The organism is Legionella sp. D16C41 (genome assembly GCF_048541585.1).
Taxonomy (GTDB): Bacteria; Pseudomonadota; Gammaproteobacteria; order Legionellales; family Legionellaceae; genus Legionella_C.
Genome location: NZ_CP183303.1, coordinates 2,137,660 through 2,156,672, shown reverse-complemented (window position 1 = coordinate 2,156,672; position 19,013 = coordinate 2,137,660). Strand labels below are relative to the sequence as shown.

Here is a 19,013-nt window from a genome sequence, read left to right as displayed (position 1 = left end):
AATAGACTTTTGCAAAAGCGCTAGTTTACCTTTAAAGTAATTAAATAGTTGTATTATTGAGATTTTTTCACTTTAGATTAAAACTACTTATCTATTTTAGCAATACTAGGCCAATTTTTCTTGCGCCATCATATCAGCAATCTCACTAGTTGCTCTATCTTCAGATGCAGAACGTTTAAATATTTCAGCTAAAGAATTAGGAATGCGTTCAATATATTGATCAACGTCATTTTCATGGATATGTAGATACTTACTCGCTGCTAAAATTAATCCCCCGGCATTAATAACATAATCAGGTGCATAGCATATGTTTTTCGCATGTAGCAATCTACCATGATGGCTGTGAGCTAATTGATTGTTAGCTGCACCAGCTATAATTGAGGTTTGAAACTGCTGAATACTAATATCATTAATGACAGCACCTAAAGCGCAAGGCGAAAAAACATCGCAAGGAATTTTATGAATAAGTTCAGTAGGAACAGCAGAAGCGCCAAATTCGCTAACAGCACGATTTACATTGTCTGGATTAATATCCGTAACGGTGAGTTTAGCGCCCGCTTCATGTAAATATTTTGCTACTAAATAACCAACATGACCTAAGCCTTGAATAGCTACATGTAAACCTCGTAAATTATCTTTACCTAATTTAAAAGCTACAGCGGTTTCAATTCCTCTAAAAACCCCCCTAGCTGTAAAAGGAGAAGGATCACCATTGTGTTGAGATAAGCTAGCAACGTAAGGTGTATGCTCAGCAATGATATCCATATCACTTAGTTGGGTACCACTATCTAGTGCGGTAATATAGCGCCCACCTAATTCGTTTATAAATTTGCCAAAGGCATGAAAGTAAGCGTTGCGGTCAAAAGAAGTTGGTGGTTTAATAATAACAGATTTACCACCTCCTAAAGGAAGATCAACGGATGCCGCTTTAAAGCTCATACCGCGTGCTAAGCGCATAGCATCCTTAATGGCATCTAAGGTGTCTGTATATTCAATAAAACGGCAGCCACCCAGTGCAGGCCCAAGTTTCGTATTATGGATTGCAATAATAGCTTTCATGCCGGTTACAGGGTCTACTTTAAAGTGTAAATCACCGAAACCATGCGCTAAAGCATAATCTAAAAAATCATCCTGATTAAGTGGACTAATATCATTTTTTACCAATGTTTCTATTGACATCATTAGTATGGCTCCAGTGAATTATCTGCCCAATTTATAAATCGATTTACTTGTTAAAGCAATGACTTTAATTAACAAGCTTATCTTAAAAATTAACTTAACTAATAAGTAACTTTAATTAATTAGAGTATAAGACATAAGACGACAATTGTTTATGTCTATGTTAGCATTAAACTAAAATAAGCGTTAGCGTTCATACCGTGTAATAGTTACAAATAAGCATAGCTTAAATTTCTTGGAGATCCAGATGAAAAACCTAATTAAAATAGCTGTGTTATTTTTATTACCTTCTTTAACTTTTTCTGATATCTGTCAAGCTGATTCAGCTTTAGACAAAGTTGCCTTTCAAGTTTCCGCTAGGCAATGGGTCACTACGCAAACCGCTTTATTAACAATAAATATTAATGCAACCTTAACTAATGCTGATTTAGTAAAGGCTCGAGCTGATATTATGACTAATCTAAATAAAGTTGCTTCTGGCGATTGGCATATTACACAATTTGATCGTTCTCAAGATAGCTCAGGTTTAGAGAAATTATTTGTTGAAGCACAAGTACGTATTCCGCAGGCAGCTTTAACAAACGTTTATCAAAATGCTAAATCAGTTAGTCAACCAGGAAGTACTTATACCATTAGTGCGATTGATTTTAAGCCTAGCATAGAAGAGATACAACAAGTAAAAGCACAAGTTAGACAACGACTTTATAAGCTTGTTAATGCTGAATTAACACGCTTAAATAATACCTATAAAACGCAACATTATTCAGTAAGCGATTTGTATATTCTAGACGGTGATAATCCCAATCCTACCCCTCAACAACCTAGGGCCTATCAGGCAAAGCAAATGATAAATACCATGGCGCTTGGGTCAGCCGCCGCACCTACCATAGCAGTAAGCAATGAAATTATTATGAGCGCTATAGTAGAGGTCGCTTCAAATCGTAGTATGGAGTAAATAAATTGGCAAAAAGTTATACCGTAATAGGCCATCGTGGTGCGTCTGCATACGCGCCAGAAAATACATTTGCTGCTTTTAATAAAGCCTTAGCACTTGGCTGTCATTTTATTGAATTTGATGTGATGTTAAGTAGTGATAATGAGCCATTTATCATCCATGATGAAGTTTTAGAGCGTACTACTAATGGTCAAGGAGGGGTAGGTTTAGTGACTGCGGCTTACTTAAAATCACTTGATGCAGGCCTTTGGTTTTCTAAACAGTTTCATCATGAAGGGATCCCACATTTTAGAGATGTTTTAATTTGGCTGTATGAAAATGACGTTCATGCAAATATTGAAATCAAACCTTATCCGGGTACAAGCGAGCAAACAGCTACGGTTATTTTAGATTATTTAAAACGTTTTTGGCCGCAAAATAAATCGCTACCATTAGTCTCTAGTTTTGATTTCAGTGTATTAACAATTTGTTGCAACAAAGCACCTCATATCCCCTTAGGACTACTTTTAGATGCATGGGATGACCAATGGTTGGATAAGGCACAAGCTTTAAACTGCTTTTCTATTCATATTAATGAGCTTTCTCTAACTAAGGAGCGAGTCCAAACCATTAAAGAAAATAGCTACCAATTGTATGTGTATACCGTTAATGGTAAAGAAAGAGCCAAAGAGCTTTTGCATTGGGGTGTAGACGCCGTTTTTAGTGATTATCCAGATTTATTATTATGAGAAAGTTTATTTTATGTTTAGTGCTGTTTCTTTTAAATAAATCTTGGGCTGCTAGAGTAGATATTGTTTTATGGCATTCATTAGCAGGCCATTTAGCGGTTGCATTACAGCAATTAGTTGATGAGTTTAATCACACTCAAAATGAATATTTAATTAAACCTGTTTATAAAGGTGAATATACCGATGCTATTACAAGTTTTGCAGCTGCCTTTAAAGCAAAGCAACCTCCAGCTCTAATTCAAGTTTTTGAAGTAGGAACAGGTATTATGCTAGCTCCTGCAGGAATTATTAAGCCCCTGCACGAATTAATGCTAGAACAAAGACAACCATTAATCACTAAAGATTTTCTACCAGCTTTGCTTTCTTTCTATAGTCAAAATGGCAAACTCCAAGCCTTACCTTTTAATACCTCTATTCCTATCATAATGTATAATGCAGACGCGTTAGCTACAGTGGGTGTAAGTGAGAAAAACTTTCCCACAACTTGGAATGAGTTAGAGAAGGTAGCCGCTCAATTAAAAGCAAAAGGTTATCAGTGTACTTATACGTCTGCTTATCCTGGCTGGATATTAATTGAAGCTTTTTCTGCAATGCATAATCTACCTTTAATTGATAGTTTAGCGTATAAGGCAGTTTACAATAATCAAGCTATTATTCATCATTTAGAGCGTTTAAAGCGATGGCAAGAAAATCATTATTTTACTTATGGCGGCCGAGCCAGTGATGCAACCTCTCTTTTCACTAGTGGCAAATGCGTGATGTATAGTCAATCCTCTGGAAGTTATGCCAGTATAGTAAAACTTGTTAACTTTCATGTAGGTGTTGCAACGCTTCCTCTTGATGACATGGTAAGTAAAGTTAGATATAACAGTGTTAATGGCGGAGCTGCATTATGGGCTGTTGCCGGTCAATCACAGAAAGTTTACCAAGGTATTGCAGAATTTTATACTTATTTATTAAAACCAAAAATTCAACAACAATGGTATCAAAATACAGGTTACATTCCTCTTGGTATTAAGGGAAATTATGCATTCATTGCAAAAGAAAATACTCAACCCATTCTATTTTTAGCGCAGCAAGAATTAGCAAATAATAATCAGGATTCGCTGAATTTAGCAGGTATCCCACAAAATCAGATTCGAATTATTAATGACGAGGCCATAGAGGCAATTTTTGCCGGTATTAAAACGCCAAAGCAAGCTATGGATAATGCAGTTGCTCGCGCCAATTTAACATTGGCTCGTTTTCTACGTAATACAAGACATTAAATTATTAAAATTAATGAGACCTTTACCCTAGAGTTATTACGTATCAGCAATTATCAACTTTTTTATTAAATAAAAATTAGTTATGTTTCTTCTTGTTTGGTATTCGCATTTAGATTAATCCTATCCGCGACATAACGACTAACCAGTTGTGAGATAAAAATAGCAAGATAGGCTTGACCAAAAAAGGCTTCCATCCAAGTTAAACATTGTACTATTGGTTTTGTTGCTACTATATCTCCAAAGCCTACAGTGGTTAAAGTAATGAAGGAATAGTAAATGGCTTGACTTTGTGAGTTTAGACCTAAACCTGATAAAGAATATGGATCTAGGGTATAGATCATTAAATAGAGATAAGCAAAAGATAAACCAATAAAAAGATAAGCAGAAAGTGAACCAAATAAAGTAGCCATATTAATTACTTTATTTCTCAAGGTTAATTGCAAACAAGCGATTGTCATTAAGCCAAAAAAAATAACGGCAAGGAACGATCTAATTGATTCAAAAAATGTATAAGGAAGCAAATGACTAATAAAAGTTTCTATTAATTGCAATATGCCTATGATAGTAAGCCACATAAATAAGCGATGCTCTTTTTCACCTATTACTAAAATACTAGTGACAATTAAAATAACTAAAACTATATCTGTGATATGCCATAAGCCAATTTGGGCCTCAAGTGCTTTTGCGAAGCAAAATAATAAAATAGTAAAAAATAAGAAAAGAAATTGCATCTTCCTTACTAAACTTAACATGCTTCATCCTTTGACAATCTTAATAATTAAATTAGTAATATCTCCATAACAATAGATAAGTATAGTGTTACCTACCACGTTTATTCATGAACAAGCGAATTTTTAAAGAAATCTCAAGCAAACCAGTTAAGTCTTCTTAAAAATAACCGATAACAGCAGTGTAGAAAGCGGCTTTTTGTCTAGCCTTGCTAATTTAAACTACTTAATAGCAGGTGAGGTATTTATGAAGAAATTAGCTGATACCGAACTTATTCTCTCTGGAAACAAGATTTATCACCTTGATATTGGTGCAGACGACATTGCTGATACTATTTTGACAGTCGGTGATCCAAGACGAGTACAGAAGGTCGCACAGTATTTTGATAGTATCGATTTTAAGCATGAGCATAGAGAATTTGTCACACAAACTGGATATTTTAATAAAAAACGCCTCACTGTTCTTTCTACCGGTATGGGTACCCAAAATATCGATATTGTTTTAAACGAATTAGATGCCTTGATAAATATTGATTTTAAAACCAGAACTATCAATAACAAACTTCGCTCTTTAAATATTATTCGGCTTGGTACAACAGGGGCGTTACAATCAACTATACCTTTAAATAGTTTTATTGTTGCGAGTCACGCTATCGATTTAACAGGTATTTTGCTCTATTACAATCCTAAGCAAAATACTGAGGAAGCGGAACTTACACAAAAATTTAGTGCTTATATGAAAGGGAGATTACCTGAAACACCTTTATTAGCTTACGCTGGTGATCGAGAAATAGTAGAATCTTTTTTAACGCACCCTCAGTGTATAGAAGGCATTACGGTAACTTGTCATGGATTTTATACACCCCAAGGTCGGCCATTACGTCTTGGTGAAATGCCATTTAATTTTGCCGAATACTTAGCAAATTTTCAGTTTAATAATATATCTTTAACTAATCTTGAGATGGAAACAGCTGCATTATACGGTTTATCTAAACTTTTAGACCATCGTTGTTGCTCTATTAATGTTGTTATCGCAAATCGTATTACCAAGCAATTTACTTCTTCCCTTGAGTTTGCTGAAAAGCAATTAATTGAATTTTCATTAGAGGCAATAACGGCTACGTCATTATAACTAGAACGATTGCCTGCTTTTATCTTACCAATATTTAATTCAATTCATTCTTAATTTGCTCTTAAAACTATCTTTTCCACAGTATAAATTTCATTAAATCTAACTTTTTAGCTAATTATTTAAACTAATTAATTATTATTTAACAATTACTTAGTGATCAAAATTGGAATAATCTGATCCTCTATTATACACTTAGTTTAGATAAGGAAAGAAGGGGAAACACATGAAAAGAAACATAAAAGGACTTATGTTATTACCATTTATCGGTAGTTTAACGGCTTGCGGATTTGTTACTACCGGTGTTAGTGATTACACTACTATTTATCCTAGCACCGCAGGTTGTTGCGGAAATACTGTAGTTATTAATAAGCCTTGTTGTAAACAGGTCGTTGTAAAACCTGTTGTTAGACGTGTTCATCATTCTTGCTGCACTAAAGTGGTCAGACCTGTTGTAGCAAGCCCATGTTGCTCTTCTGTTGTAACTACGCCTATTTATACTCCTGCTTATAATACAATGACTGTAGTTAACACTGAGCCAGTTGATGTTACTTCAGTAACTTATGATTATTATTAAGCTAGGGTATTTTGCTAATGTAGTTAGACGCGATTAGTTTGTTTAACCTGTATTCATAAGGCAAGTAGTTAAAATAAGCTTAGCTGATGGAAGCAATCTTCAGTTAAGCTTCTTTTTTTTCTGGGTTTAGAAATTGAACTTTTAAGTTTAGATGAATGCTTACCTATTTTAATAGCGGCTTGATTTTCGCTAGTGTAAGTATAATGATCTAAAAAATTAATTAAGCTAAGTAATAATAAATTATTAGTAGCAAACGAAGTAAGCTTATAACGTTGCTGCACATGGTTATGGATATAGTTACATAATTGTTCATATGCATTGCTGTAAGAAGTAAACGCTATTAGTCTTTTCTGGCCACTTTTTGCTAAACGTCTTCCAGAAGAAATAACGATAGTCCAATCATTTAATAAATCCTTTTCCAGACAAAGCGTATAATAGGTGGTTGCTTTTTCAAAACGTAATTGAAACCAACTCTTATCATAATGCAAAGTAATTTGATAAAACCACATAATATTACTAAGCCAAGGTTTCATAATAACTAAATCTTTGTTGCGCTTTGCCATGCTAAACATATTAGCAGATTTACCCCTTATTATTAAGGATTATAGTTAAAGTGTTTTTAACCATTCTTTATAAATAGAGTTCTAATTAATTTTAAGCAATACTAAGCTCTCTTTTCCTTGCTAATCGTTCATCTTGCCAAGTCTGCATTAAGACATAAAAAACAGGTACAAAGATAATTGCTAAGCAGGTTGAAGCTAACATTCCACTACAAACCGTAACGCCAATTGTTTTGCGAGCGTAGGCACCAGCTCCCGTTGCAAACACTAAAGGTAAAACACCAAGGATAAAAGCAAAAGAAGTCATCAAGATTGGCCTAAAGCGTGTTTTTGCGGCAATGACTGCTGCCTCTGTAACGGACTTGTCATGTAGCGTATGTTGTTCATGGGCTACTTCTACTAACAAGATAGCGTTTTTACTTGCTAAAGCAATAAGTAACAACAAACCAATCTGGGTATACATATTATTGTCTAAACCTAACAGTAGTAAGACGGTGACTGTTCCAACTAAAGTAAGTGGAACACTAAATAAAATGACAGCAGGTAATAGCCAGTTCTCATATTGCCCTGCCAAAATTAAATAAACGAGAATAAGTGACATAGCAAAAATATAATAGCTCATATTCCCAGCTAGCTTCTGTTGGTATGAAGTACTAGTCCATTCATAAGAAGTTCCTGGTGGTAAATATTGCTTGGCTAATTGTTCCATTAACAAAATGGCTTGCCCTGAACTGTAGCCTCTATTAGCCATCCCATTAATAGTTGCAGAAGGGTAGAGATTATAAAGTGGAACAAGACTTGGTCCAACAGCATGAGTAAGATCAACTAATGTCCCAAAGGGAACCATAGCACCAGCTGAATTCTTTACATAGAAATTCTGTAAATCGTGTATATCACGACGCGAATTAGCATCAGCTTGCACAAAGACTGGAAAAACCTGCCCAAACTTTGTAAAAAGATTGACGTAGGAGGAGCCTAAATAAGTTTGTAAAGTATTAAAGGCATTACCTACTGTAACGCCTAGGCTTTCTGCTTTAGTGCGATTAATAGGTGCTGCAAGTTGAGGAGCACTTGCTCTGAATGTCGTTACCAATTGTTGTACAGCCGGCTGCTCAGCAGCTATTTTAACTAATAAGTCAGTGGCTTTCTGTAATTTTGCATAATCAAAACTGCCATCTTGCAATTCTATTTGCATTTGAAATCCACCGGACATGCCAAGTCCTTGAATAGGAGGAGGTACTACTACTAACACTTTAGCCTCTAAGGTTTTTTGTGCTAATGCTTTAAATTTAAGAAATAAAGACAGTAAATCCTCACCTTTACCCCGCACGCCCCAATCTTTAAAAACAATATAAATTGCACCTGAATTTGCTAAACTTGCATTATTATCTAAAAGAGAGATGCCACTAATAGCAATGACATTAGCAACAGCATTCATAGAAGAAATTTCTTTACTTAATCTTGCTAATATGGCTTCTGTACGCGATAAGCTAGCACCATCGGGTAACTGAACGCTTAAAACCATATAACCTTGATCTTCAATGGGTATAAATCCAGTGGGCACACGCGTTAGACCAAAGATTGCTAAGACAACTATTATAAAACCAATGAAAGATACGCTTTTACTTTTATTTACTAAGCGGCTTACAAAATTTATATAGCGATTTTCAACAGCATGAAAACCTCTATCAAAAAGCTGAAAGAATTTATTTTTAGGTTTATTGGGATCAATAGGCTTTAACCATACTGCGCACTGTGTTGGTTTTAATGTCATGGCATTAATGGCACTAAGCAATGCAGTGGCTGCAATGACTAAGGCAAATTGGGCATACATCGAACCGGTTAAACCCGGTAAGAAACCAGCAGGAATAAAAACTGCCATTAAGACTAAAGTAATACCAATGATAGGACCTAATAATTCTTTCATTGCTTGAATAGCTGCAGCTTTAGGGGTAAGGCCGCGTTCAATATGTTGAGTAGCACCTTCAACAATAACGATAGCATCGTCTACAACAATCCCAATAGCTAATACTAAGGCAAAAAGAGTTAACAGATTAATGGTGTACCCTAACATTAAAATGCCAAAAAAAGTACCAATGATGGTGACAGGCACAGTTGTAGCAGGCACTAAAGAAGCACGAAAATTTTGTAAAAACACGACAATAACAACTAATACTAAAACGCCTGCTTCAAGAAGTGTTTTATATACTTCGTCAATAGAGGCTTGTACGAAAGTAGTAGTATCAAAAGGAATAGAATACTTTAAGCCTGGAGGAAATTTTTTTGCCATTTTAGCAACTGTTTTTCTTACTTCTTTAGCAACTTGCAACGCGTTAGCGCCTTGTAACTGGAAGATACCTATAGCTGCTGCAGGTTTATTATTAAGCTTTGCATCCTGACTATAACTAGATGACCCTAATTCCACAAGGCCAATATCGCGAATACGAACTATTTGTGCACTACTACTTGCATTTCCTTTCTCATCCGGCTTAGGCACTATTGTTTTAACAATAATATCAGCAAATAGTTTGGGGTCAGCGAGTTGACCTGGTACGTTGACAGTAAACTGATAAGGCGGCTGGCCTACTGTTGGAGGAGAAGCAAGTTGACCTGCGGATACTTCTTTATTTTGATGACTAATAGCATCTAATACATCACTAGGATTTAGCGAAAAAGCAAGCATCTTTTTCGGGTCTAGCCATACACGCATAGCATAACTACCTGAGCCAAAAATCAAGACATTACCAACTCCAGGCAAGCGGGCTAGTTCATCTTGCATATTAATAACAGCATAGCTATCAAGAAATAAACCATCATATTCATTATTTTCAGAAGTGAGCGTTATAAATTGCAAAATTGCGGTTGATTTCTGTTGTACTAAAACGCCTTGCTTTTGCACCGCATCAGGCAGCTGCGCCATTGCTGCTTGAACGCGATTTTGCACTAGCACCTGAGCATAATTAAGATCAGTCCCAACAGAAAAAGTAACAATTAAGTTATAATTGCCACTATTAGTACTGGTAGATTGCATATAAAGCATATTTTCAACCCCATTGACTTGCTGTTCAATAGGTAATGCAACCGTATTAATTAAGGTTTTCGCATCGGCACCGGGATAGTTTGCTGTAACTTGAATGGTTGGCGGAACAATAGAAGGGTATTGTGATATAGGTAAAACACCAATAGCTATGAGTCCTAAAAAAATCATTAAAAGGGCAATTACATTGGCTAAAATTGGCCGTTCAATAAAAAATTTAGAAATCATTTCTCTACTTCCCTCTTAATTATGTATTACCACTAGTTTTAAGCTAGTTATTAGTAAATGTTCACTTAATGATGTCAACTTAAAAATTCTGTCATTTTATGTTGGCAGAAATTTATTTTAATACCAGCAGTGTTTAAGAACCCTATCATGTTCAAACAGCCAGAAAATTATTTTAATCTCACCGGTATTTAAAAATCTTGCCATTTACATGCAGCCAGAAATCTATCCAAATATCGGCACGATTTAAAAATCTTGTCATTTCCGCGCAGCTAAGAATCTATCTAAATATCGGCACGATTTAAAAATTTTGCCATTTCCACGCAGTTAAGAATCTATCTAAATATCGGCACGATTTAAAAATCTTGTCATTTCCGCGCAGCTAAGAATCTATCTAAATATCGGCACGATTTAAAAATCTTGTCATTTCCGCGCAGTTAAGAATCTATCTAAATACCGGCACGATTTAAAAATCTTGTCATTTCCGCGCAGGCGGAAATCCATCTTACTATTTGCACTGTGCTTATCTAAAAATAGATTCCCGTCTACGCTGGAATGACAGAGCTAATTTAAAGTTAATATCATTAAGGGTTTATATCCTTTCATGTGAGTCGACCATGCTCAACGGTTATACATCAAGGCGCAATCTTAGGAGTCACTTGTTGGCCAGGCATGGCATTTTGTAGGCCATTTATAACAATTTGCTCATCGATGTTCAGGCCCTTACTAATGACTTGTTTTCCATCTTCTACAGAACCTAATACCACATGTCTTGCTTCAATATAATTATCTTTTCCAAGTACTAAGATATAGGCCCCTAGTTGATCATATTGCACTGCTGTCTCTGGTACAGTTAACTGCATTACAGGTTCAGATAAAGGAACTTTTACTTGGACAAATAAACCAGGTAAAAGGCTATGATCTTTGTTGGGTAAGATAGCACGAAATTGCATAGTGCCTGTAGAAGCATTTAAACCGGTATTAACGAAGTCGAGTTTGCCTTCATAAGGAAAGTCAGTATCAGTTTGTAAACCAACAAAGACTGGTATGGTGTTAATGTTATTAGCATGAATACCACGAGCATGAGCAGCTTTACGTAATTTAATTAAGGCTAATTCATTAAGGTTTATATATACATAGATAGGATCAATTTGTTCGATGGTAGCTAATTGCGTGGCTTCACCATGACCTACTAAGTTACCTACGTCAACTAAATGGCGGCCAATTCGGCCATCAAAAGGTGCTAACACATGTGTATAGCTGTAATTAATTTCAGCATTATTAAGTTTTGCTTGCGCTCGTGAAATACCTGCCTTCGCTTCGTCTAACTGAGCTGCCCATTTTTCAACATTTTTTAAAGAAGTAGCATTTTCTTTATACATTTGTTGCTGGCGACCATATTCAGCATTTCTGTATGCATAATTTGCTTTTTGTGCTGCCAGGTTTGCTTGTGCCTCTTGTACTTTATCAAGGTAGGGCTGAGGCTCAATCACAAATAAATTTTTTCCTTTCTTAACAAAACTACCGTCAACAAAATCAATTTCTTGTAAATAACCTTCTATCCTAGCCACTAAGTTGACTGAATTAAAAGCAACTGTATTACCCGTTTGAATAATATAGCTTCCCATTTTAGTCATGCTAGGCTTTTTAACAATAACTGTCGGTGGCGTCACAGTAGGCTTTGGTTTAGCGGTATGCTCTATAAACCAGTAAATAAATAATGTTAAAAGAATAAGTAGTATAATGAATTTGATGATTTTGGTACTTTTATTACTATTCATATGGATCACCAATTGGGTAAGTAAAGCTCTTTAATTTGCTGTGCATTATTGGCAGGATATTGATGATTTGGTTGTTCTAATAAATCACCCCAATTAGTACGGACCGCCATAGCTGCTTTGACCTTAAGCGGTATGACATCATTACAGCCTCGTATTTGCCAGCCTCCACCTAAAGAGCGATAAAGTGCTACTAATGATTTAGCGATATCGCCTTGAGTTGTAACTAAATTGGTTTCAATACGTAATTGTTGTCTTTCTGCATCTAATACTATCGAATAATCATTTTCTCCTTGCCTATAGCGAGTTATCGAAAGCTTAGTGGTTCTGATCGCAGAAGTATTTGCTTGCTTTAATAAGTTAGCTGTTTTTCTTGCCTCTATATAGCTTGTGATATTGTCTTGTACTTCCTGTTGCGCTTTTAAAACTAAATTAACGTAATTAAGTAAAGATTGCTGGAAAGCGGCATCTTGTGCTCTTACCGCGTTTGTAATTTGACCATAATTTAAAATAGGCCAAACAAAAGAGGGGCCAGCAACAATATTGCGATTGGACCAATTAAATAGGTCACTTAAAGAGTTATTACCAATAGTATTTGCTGCAAAGACAAAGGTACCTGATAGCGATAATGCGGGATAGAGATTCGCTTCAGTTGCCCCGATTGTTTCAGATTGCGCTATAGCTTCCATACGTGCTTGATAAATATCTGGCCGTCTTGCCATCGCTTCTTTAGGAATACCAATAGCTACCGTAGGTGGTGCTTTAGGTATACCTTTTGATTTTTGTAAAAAACGATCAATATCGGTGGGTACTGTACCTAATAAAACGGCAAGAATATCTTTATTGGTTTGTAATTGAGTAACATATTTTGGCAGCGTTGCTTGAGTTTCAGCAAGTGCAGTTTCTGCTTGCTCTACATCTAAGAGACTAGTTTGGCCACCGCGATAACGGGCCTTAGCGATTCTTAAGCTTTGCGTTTGAACTGCAATATTTTGCTTGGTAACTCTAATTTGTTGTTCAGCGGTACGGATATTTATATAAGTATCAGCAATATCAGCAGTTAAGGTAACAAGCGCTTGATCATAGGCAGCAAGGGAAGAGAAAAATAATGCATCCTTAGCTAAAATAGCACGTCGGTATTTGCCCCAAAAGTCTATTTCCCAACTTGCTGTAATACCTAAGGTAGCTGTCTTAAAAGAAGGTGGTAAGACAGTTTGAAATTCACTACCACCAATTCGATAATAAGTATAGCTACCTGTGAGGGCTTGTTTTTGTGGGTAAAGTTGGCCTACTGCTTGTGCTAATTGCGCTCTAGCTTGCAGCACTTTGACGCCTGTAGCTTGAAGGGACAAATTATCATGATAACCTTTATGAATTAAAAAGGTTAAATTAGGATCATGAAAAACCTTCCACCAATTGGCATTTTGAATAGGAGCAATTTTAACTGCTGGATTATTCTGTAACCAATACCGAGCTACTTTCTTTTTAGGCTCATGATAATTTGGGCCAACCATACATGAGCTAAGCATAAAGCAAATTAAAAGGGGCGAAAATCTTAATCCTAAAGACAATTTCTGTTATTTCCTTATAAACTAAAATAGCTCTAGCTCAAATCAAATTACACGCTAGCCAAGATTTAATCTTAACCATGAATTTAAGCCTAGGCAATAAAGTTTTATTACTAAAGCTTAAATGGATTATTAAATCTAACTTTATCAGCAAAGTGGATGTAATAATTTACTTTTATACTGGAGAAAAATCGACAACAGTTGAAAAATTTTCTTCTTCTAGCTAATGTCTCATGGCTTGCCTATGAGATTGACTAATTTAACTAGCGCGCTGGATCCCGCGAACAAGTCGCGGGACGTTGGCTGGAGGGGAAAGAGATATTTTTTATTTTTTTGTCCGGTACAAAGATAATTTATATTAAAAAGTTAATAAGGAAAGCTATAAATAGCTAGCAGAGAAATTTAGTCAAGTGCTTATTTTTCATTAATACTAGCACTAGCCTTAAATTTAATTAAGGTATCCACTGCATTAACTGCTGAAATATAACCACAAAGACAAGGGTCATTACTATTAACATTAGCTTTTAATTCTTCAACACTTGCGCCTGTGATAATGCCATTGCCAACAATAATCCCTTGTAGGGCAAACTGGGTAAAGCAGGCACTAACATGATTCATTATATACTGATAATGATCTAGATTTTTCTTAAGAATTAAGCCTAAAGCAATATAACCATCAAAAGGATTATTCTGCTGATAATAGTTAATGACAAAAGGAATTTCATAGCTGCCAGCTTTTATAGTTTCAACTTGATATTGATGCGAAGTTTGTTTGACAACGTCCAGGCAGTTTTCTAATTGTTTTATAGATAATTCAGGATGGATATTAGAAGAGACAATTAATATTTTAGTCATAAATATTTATTAACCTAATATTTTTAGCGTACTTTAGCATGGATTTAAAAAAAGTAAATTTAAACTTTAAGCAAAATTTGTGCTGTATGTTTTAATACAGAGGAGGGTAATTAAAGTTTATACATTCAACTTTTTAAATTCTATAAATCAAATCTCTAATAAGGTTAAGCCTAAAGTTCTTTTTAAAAAAACTATTTTTTTCAAAAAGAGATTAATTCAGACAAAAAAATTGATGAAATTATGTCTCCCTTAAATAGAGATACATATCAATCTCTAGTAGATAAATAGTGGGAGAGTGCTGAAACGCCTATTAGAGATGAAGTTAAAAAGCTTAGAATTCTAACGGCTATGGAGCTTTACGAAGCTACTGAAGATCCTGAATTAAAAAAAGTTTTATTTGGAGCTATTGAAGCATATAAGAGAGATTTTAAGACTAACTCTGCAAAATTAAATAAGTGTGTAGTCTGGGCAGCAGAGGAGATACTTTCGAAAACTGATAAAGCTATAGGACAGAATACATTAAAAGCTATAGCTCTGGATTTTAGTATTGAAAAGTTAGCCGGTGAATTTTCAAGGACTAAACATGTAGATTTAATCCATTTTCACAATGAAGCAAGTCTTACTGTAGATTTAAATAAAAACAGTAGTTTTAAACAAAGAGGCGGATTGAGCGAATCACTCGAGCGACTTTATAATTTGTTCCTAGGAATGTTTACTGGAAAAAATAAATTTGAAACACAAGTAAATAATAATCAAGAGCAAATTAATTATAGCTTTAAGATAAAGTAAATCTTTATTTTAAAGATTTTTTGAGGTATCTCTGAGTCAAATCGATTTTGCATAAGCTGTCTTTAAAACACACATTTATATATTACTTTGTCGAATATAGTAACTTAAATCATTCCATTTAGTAGTTCCCTAACTAGTGGCTAAAGCTAAATTCAAAAACCAGTAATAAATGAAAGTGTTAATTGTTTAGGTAGTTTAACTGATTTAGCCAAAATTTTACCGAGTTAGGCTAAAAATTAGCCAGCTGGTTCTTTGAAAGTAGCTGCATAAAATGTCTTAACTCCTTATCAGAACGAATTTCAACAAAATAAGTTTGTGGATAATTTTCCTTTAAATATATTAATAAAGCCTGAACTCGATTTTCAAAACCCCACATATACTTTAGAAGAGACCAGCTGAGTTTCTCTGGGCAGTTTGGCGCACGGTCATCAATTCTTCTATCTTTACAAAAAAAGCGTTTCAAAGCTCGCCAATAACAGCGGTATCTAGGATAATTAAAATATACGCACATGGTTGCGCGTTGATAGCGCATCTCGAAGGATTTAGTCGAGTTGCCATCAATAATCCATTGCTCTTGATTTACTAAAGACTGCTGAATAGAGAGAAACTCTTGGTAATTACGCTCAACCCAATAGTCGGTAAAAAAATATTTATCTAAATGGTAAAGCGGTATTTTAGTGTGCTGATGCAGTTGATAAGCAAAGGTGGATTTACCACTACCACTGCGTCCCATAATCATAATACGATGAGGCATAAACAAAATATTGTTGGTTAAATTAGTAGACCTCTTCCTAACCTGTTTATTTAACGCGATTGCTGTGTTGTAAGGGTTTCTCCAGAGCTCATTTACGCCATGTAAACTCCGCTTCTCAAAACCCTTGCGTCTTGCACTCACCCAAAATAAGCAGGTCATTCAAGAGGTCTATTAAAATAGATTTTTTAAATACTTATTAATTTTAACCAAAAAAAGGGTGATTATAAATTCTTTTTCGATCGTTAGCCTAAATAAGGATTATAATAAAGTATTTATGCTTTATTAAGTTAATCGGGGTTGTCAACGAAATAATTAATTTAAATAAAAATTCTTAAGTTTTATTAACAAGGAGAGTGTTATGATTCAGGCGAAAGGATATGCTGCCACCTCTGCAACAAGCCCACTTGATTTATTTAATTTTGAACGGCGTGAGGTAGGAAAAGAAGATGTACATATTGCTATTTTATACTGTGGTATTTGTCATTCTGACCTTCATGCTGCACGCAATGAGTGGGGTGGTACTGTTTATCCAGTTGTTCCAGGTCATGAGATTGTTGGCCGAGTAATCGCTGTGGGGGAAGATGTCGCAAAATTTAAGCAGGATGATATCGTTGCGGTAGGTTGTTTAGTTGACTCTTGTCGCCATTGTCCTAGTTGCGAAGAAGGCCTAGAACAATATTGTGAGACAGGATTTACCTTAACCTACAATAGTCCTGAAAAAGAAACCGGCAAAATGACCTATGGTGGCTATTCTGATAGTATTGTTGTTAATCAAGATTTTGTATTAAAGGTGCCTGATTCTTTAGATATTAAAGCAGTAGCGCCACTGTTGTGTGCAGGTATTACTACTTACTCGCCGCTTCGACACTGGAATATTAAAGCGGGCGATAAAGTCGGGGTTGTTGGTTTAGGTGGGCTTGGGCATATGGCCGTTAAAATCGCTCATGCAATTGGCGCTGAAGTAACTATGATTACTACCTCACCAGATAAAGAGAAAGATGCAAAGCAGTTAGGGGCCAATAAGGTATTATTATCAAAAAACGAAGAAATGATGGCTCAATTTGCTAATTATTTTGATTTTATTATTAATACTATCCCTAAAAATCATGATATTAATCCTTATTTAAATTTGTTAAAACGTGATGGCACTATGGTTATTGTTGGTGCAGTTGAAATACTGACGTCAGGATTAGATGGACGTGCTTTAATTTTTAGGCGTAGAAATGTTGCAGGTTCGCTTATTGGTGGTATTAAAGAAACGCAAGAAATGCTAGATTTTTGTGCTAAACATAATGTTCTTCCGGATATTGAAATGATTAATATAGAAACAATTAATGAGGCTTATGAGCGAATGTTAAAAGGTGATGTAAAATATCGTTTTGTTATTGATATGAGCTCTTTAAAATAATTATATTGTTGTTTTATAATGTATAGCGTTACCTACTAAATTTTACTATCTGTAGGTAAGAAGAGGTAGGTAACGCCATATCCTCTTATTATTAGACCTCTTTCCAAACTAGCATTAATGGCGAATCTCAGCCGAAAAAAGTCTTCAAAATGCTCATGTACACTGCGTTTTTTTTCAGCTGACCTTGTCTTATTACTGCCAGTTTAGAAAGAGGCCTAATAAGCAAAAAGTTAATTATTGTGGGGAAATAGATAATTGTTGTTCTTGATTTAGGGGTTTAGCTGGTACGCTATGACATTGTTTTATTTCTATCGTTTTCTCAGCAGTAAGTGAGCATATTATTTTAAAGCCTTTAGGATTATATAAATACATTGTTAATTTATGAGGCGAAGTTCCTTCAATATTTACTATATAATTTTCTGGATTAGGTAGATATTGTAATTTTTTAGAAATACATTTTGCTAGTGGTACACTCTCAGTTTTATTGCCTTGGTCATAGCATTGTTTGGTAGCCAAAACTATTGCTTCTACAAAAGGCATTGCAAAAGCACTTTGTAGTGGTAGAAGGATTAACGCTAAAACTAAATTAATTTTATTTAAGATGGCCATAGACAGTTGTTTCCCTTTTTTTATTAAATTATAGCCAAATTTGTTTAAATCACTCGTTATCTAAAATAGTTTAACTCATTTTAACAAAAGTATATTTTTAGTAGTCACTAGGTTATATACGTGTTAAGCTCACACTTGCAAAATTAATAAGCAGTATTTAATGTCAGAACTTTATCATTTAATTTATAAAAGCCAAGCAACAGCCCCTCTTAATGACGACCAATTAACTGAATTAGCAAAGATTGCACGATTTAAAAATTTCATCTACCAACTAAGTGGTTTGCTGGTTTACTCGGAGCAAAATTTCTTTCAAATTTTGGAAGGGAAACTCGCTTCTATAGAAGTTATTTATGACAAAATTGTAAAAGATTCAAGACATGAAAATATTGTCTTACTAACTAAAGAACCTATTACGAAGCGGACATTTTGGCGATGGAATATGGGATTAGCCACGATTGATGATACCAATGATATACGTGAACAGCTTATTCAACATATGCAATTAAATATTAATTTAGCTTTTACTAATAAAAACGATGCTCGTTTTATACTAGAAGCTTTTTCAAGAAAAGTTTTTCAAGAATATATTCAATAGCTTAAGATAAACATAATTTATCTTGTAGGCTTAACCGTAAGTAAAAGCATATTAAACGATAAGGCTTATCTTTCTAACTTGTTAGCATGAGCTATTATATTAGCTAGAATACTGGATCCCGTGGACAAGCCACGGGACGTTGGACCTTTTAATTTTCCTTACTTACTTGCAAATGTTTTACCATTTTCTTAGCATTTCAAATGCTTACTTAGATTTGCCTGACAATTTCACTTGCTTACTTACCAACAGCCTAACTTATTTATCAACGACT

The 19,013-nt window shown here is 34.9% G+C and carries 17 protein-coding genes; 8 read left to right on the top strand and 9 right to left on the bottom strand.

The features are described from left to right. Positions 1-105: 105 nt before the first annotated feature. The gene (locus ACNVED_RS09405) at positions 106-1,182 is read right to left on the bottom strand and encodes a Leu/Phe/Val dehydrogenase (RefSeq protein WP_419418766.1); all 1,077 of its coding nucleotides are present in this window, start codon (positions 1,180-1,182) and stop codon (positions 106-108) included. A gap of 244 nt (positions 1,183-1,426) precedes the next feature. Here ACNVED_RS09405 and ACNVED_RS09400 point away from each other — a divergent pair, with 244 nt between their 5' ends. Genes ACNVED_RS09400 through ACNVED_RS09390 form a run of 3 tightly spaced genes read left to right on the top strand, consistent with a single transcriptional unit; the run spans position 1,427 to position 4,130 of the window. Further along, positions 1,427-2,134 carry a hypothetical protein gene (locus ACNVED_RS09400; RefSeq protein ID WP_419418765.1) on the top strand — a complete coding sequence of 236 codons (708 nt, stop codon included), beginning with the start codon at positions 1,427-1,429 and terminating at the stop codon, positions 2,132-2,134. A 5-nt stretch (positions 2,135-2,139) separates the two neighbouring features. Continuing rightward, entirely contained in the window at positions 2,140-2,862 is a 723-nt protein-coding gene (ugpQ, locus tag ACNVED_RS09395) for a glycerophosphodiester phosphodiesterase (protein ID WP_419418764.1), read from the top strand. Then, positions 2,859-4,130, top strand: a complete 1,272-nt coding sequence (locus ACNVED_RS09390) for an extracellular solute-binding protein (RefSeq protein ID WP_419418763.1) — start codon at positions 2,859-2,861, stop codon at positions 4,128-4,130. Before ugpQ ends, ACNVED_RS09390 begins: the two co-directional genes overlap by 4 nt. Positions 4,131-4,210: 80 nt before the next feature. Here the strand turns inward: ACNVED_RS09390 and ACNVED_RS09385 are convergent, their stop codons facing one another. Next, positions 4,211-4,882 carry a potassium channel family protein gene (locus ACNVED_RS09385; protein WP_419418762.1) on the bottom strand — a complete coding sequence of 224 codons (672 nt, stop codon included), beginning with the start codon at positions 4,880-4,882 and terminating at the stop codon, positions 4,211-4,213. A 223-nt stretch (positions 4,883-5,105) separates the two neighbouring features. Here ACNVED_RS09385 and ACNVED_RS09380 point away from each other — a divergent pair, with 223 nt between their 5' ends. Together ACNVED_RS09380 and ACNVED_RS09375 are read left to right on the top strand one after the other, a co-directional pair. Continuing rightward, positions 5,106-5,990 (top strand): nucleoside phosphorylase, encoded by an 885-nt coding sequence (locus tag ACNVED_RS09380; RefSeq protein ID WP_419418761.1) that lies wholly within the window; start codon positions 5,106-5,108, stop codon positions 5,988-5,990. A gap of 223 nt (positions 5,991-6,213) precedes the next feature. Beyond that, positions 6,214-6,564 carry a hypothetical protein gene (locus ACNVED_RS09375; RefSeq protein ID WP_419418760.1) on the top strand — a complete coding sequence of 117 codons (351 nt, stop codon included), beginning with the start codon at positions 6,214-6,216 and terminating at the stop codon, positions 6,562-6,564. A 68-nt stretch (positions 6,565-6,632) separates the two neighbouring features. Here the strand turns inward: ACNVED_RS09375 and ACNVED_RS09370 are convergent, their stop codons facing one another. From ACNVED_RS09370 to ACNVED_RS09350, 5 genes are all read right to left on the bottom strand, one after another. After that, entirely contained in the window at positions 6,633-7,097 is a 465-nt protein-coding gene (locus tag ACNVED_RS09370; protein ID WP_419418759.1) for a hypothetical protein, read from the bottom strand. A 121-nt stretch (positions 7,098-7,218) separates the two neighbouring features. Further along, on the bottom strand, positions 7,219-10,389 hold the full coding sequence (locus tag ACNVED_RS09365; RefSeq protein WP_419418758.1) for an efflux RND transporter permease subunit: 3,171 nt from the start codon (positions 10,387-10,389) through the stop codon (positions 7,219-7,221). A 632-nt stretch (positions 10,390-11,021) separates the two neighbouring features. Further along, positions 11,022-12,167, bottom strand: a complete 1,146-nt coding sequence (locus ACNVED_RS09360; protein ID WP_419418757.1) for an efflux RND transporter periplasmic adaptor subunit — start codon at positions 12,165-12,167, stop codon at positions 11,022-11,024. A gap of 5 nt (positions 12,168-12,172) precedes the next feature. Further along, on the bottom strand, positions 12,173-13,693 hold the full coding sequence (locus tag ACNVED_RS09355) for an efflux transporter outer membrane subunit (RefSeq protein WP_419418756.1): 1,521 nt from the start codon (positions 13,691-13,693) through the stop codon (positions 12,173-12,175). Positions 13,694-14,146: 453 nt separating this feature from the next. Beyond that, positions 14,147-14,587, bottom strand: a complete 441-nt coding sequence (locus ACNVED_RS09350) for a 6,7-dimethyl-8-ribityllumazine synthase (protein ID WP_419418755.1) — start codon at positions 14,585-14,587, stop codon at positions 14,147-14,149. 348 nt (positions 14,588-14,935) lie between these two features. On the opposite strand from ACNVED_RS09350, the gene ACNVED_RS09345 reads away from it, so the two are divergent. Further along, complete coding sequence (locus ACNVED_RS09345; protein ID WP_419418754.1) at positions 14,936-15,376, top strand: hypothetical protein; 441 nt, start codon at positions 14,936-14,938, stop codon at positions 15,374-15,376. Positions 15,377-15,605: 229 nt separating this feature from the next. Here ACNVED_RS09345 and ACNVED_RS09340 read toward each other — a convergent pair whose 3' ends face one another. Further along, the gene (locus ACNVED_RS09340; RefSeq protein ID WP_419418753.1) at positions 15,606-16,130 is read right to left on the bottom strand and encodes a DNA topology modulation protein; all 525 of its coding nucleotides are present in this window, start codon (positions 16,128-16,130) and stop codon (positions 15,606-15,608) included. A gap of 358 nt (positions 16,131-16,488) precedes the next feature. Here ACNVED_RS09340 and ACNVED_RS09335 point away from each other — a divergent pair, with 358 nt between their 5' ends. Continuing rightward, entirely contained in the window at positions 16,489-17,538 is a 1,050-nt protein-coding gene (locus ACNVED_RS09335) for an NAD(P)-dependent alcohol dehydrogenase (protein ID WP_419418752.1), read from the top strand. Between the two features lie 234 nt (positions 17,539-17,772). Here ACNVED_RS09335 and ACNVED_RS09330 read toward each other — a convergent pair whose 3' ends face one another. Further along, positions 17,773-18,147, bottom strand: a complete 375-nt coding sequence (locus ACNVED_RS09330) for a hypothetical protein (RefSeq protein WP_419418751.1) — start codon at positions 18,145-18,147, stop codon at positions 17,773-17,775. Positions 18,148-18,307: 160 nt separating this feature from the next. On the opposite strand from ACNVED_RS09330, the gene ACNVED_RS09325 reads away from it, so the two are divergent. Beyond that, complete coding sequence (locus ACNVED_RS09325) at positions 18,308-18,742, top strand: BLUF domain-containing protein (RefSeq protein WP_419418750.1); 435 nt, start codon at positions 18,308-18,310, stop codon at positions 18,740-18,742. Positions 18,743-19,013 lie beyond the last annotated feature (271 nt).

What these genes read in the sequence shown, in the direction of transcription:
- ACNVED_RS09330 (WP_419418751.1), bottom strand. Translation starts at nt 18,147, where the DNA reads ATGGCCATCTTAAATAAAATTAATTTAGTTTTAGCGTTAATCCTTCTA.
- ACNVED_RS09340 (WP_419418753.1), bottom strand. Translation starts at nt 16,130, where the DNA reads ATGCCTCATCGTATTATGATTATGGGACGCAGTGGTAGTGGTAAATCC.
- ACNVED_RS09390 (WP_419418763.1), top strand. Translation starts at nt 2,859, where the DNA reads ATGAGAAAGTTTATTTTATGTTTAGTGCTGTTTCTTTTAAATAAATCT.
- ACNVED_RS09385 (WP_419418762.1), bottom strand. Translation starts at nt 4,882, where the DNA reads ATGTTAAGTTTAGTAAGGAAGATGCAATTTCTTTTCTTATTTTTTACT.
- ACNVED_RS09375 (WP_419418760.1), top strand. Translation starts at nt 6,214, where the DNA reads ATGAAAAGAAACATAAAAGGACTTATGTTATTACCATTTATCGGTAGT.
- ACNVED_RS09380 (WP_419418761.1), top strand. Translation starts at nt 5,106, where the DNA reads ATGAAGAAATTAGCTGATACCGAACTTATTCTCTCTGGAAACAAGATT.
- ACNVED_RS09405 (WP_419418766.1), bottom strand. Translation starts at nt 1,182, where the DNA reads ATGATGTCAATAGAAACATTGGTAAAAAATGATATTAGTCCACTTAAT.
- ACNVED_RS09370 (WP_419418759.1), bottom strand. Translation starts at nt 7,097, where the DNA reads ATGAAACCTTGGCTTAGTAATATTATGTGGTTTTATCAAATTACTTTG.
- ACNVED_RS09350 (WP_419418755.1), bottom strand. Translation starts at nt 14,587, where the DNA reads ATGACTAAAATATTAATTGTCTCTTCTAATATCCATCCTGAATTATCT.
- ACNVED_RS09360 (WP_419418757.1), bottom strand. Translation starts at nt 12,167, where the DNA reads ATGAATAGTAATAAAAGTACCAAAATCATCAAATTCATTATACTACTT.
- ACNVED_RS09345 (WP_419418754.1), top strand. Translation starts at nt 14,936, where the DNA reads ATGGAGCTTTACGAAGCTACTGAAGATCCTGAATTAAAAAAAGTTTTA.
- ACNVED_RS09400 (WP_419418765.1), top strand. Translation starts at nt 1,427, where the DNA reads ATGAAAAACCTAATTAAAATAGCTGTGTTATTTTTATTACCTTCTTTA.
- ACNVED_RS09335 (WP_419418752.1), top strand. Translation starts at nt 16,489, where the DNA reads ATGATTCAGGCGAAAGGATATGCTGCCACCTCTGCAACAAGCCCACTT.
- ACNVED_RS09365 (WP_419418758.1), bottom strand. Translation starts at nt 10,389, where the DNA reads ATGATTTCTAAATTTTTTATTGAACGGCCAATTTTAGCCAATGTAATT.
- ACNVED_RS09355 (WP_419418756.1), bottom strand. Translation starts at nt 13,693, where the DNA reads ATGCTTAGCTCATGTATGGTTGGCCCAAATTATCATGAGCCTAAAAAG.
- ACNVED_RS09325 (WP_419418750.1), top strand. Translation starts at nt 18,308, where the DNA reads ATGTCAGAACTTTATCATTTAATTTATAAAAGCCAAGCAACAGCCCCT.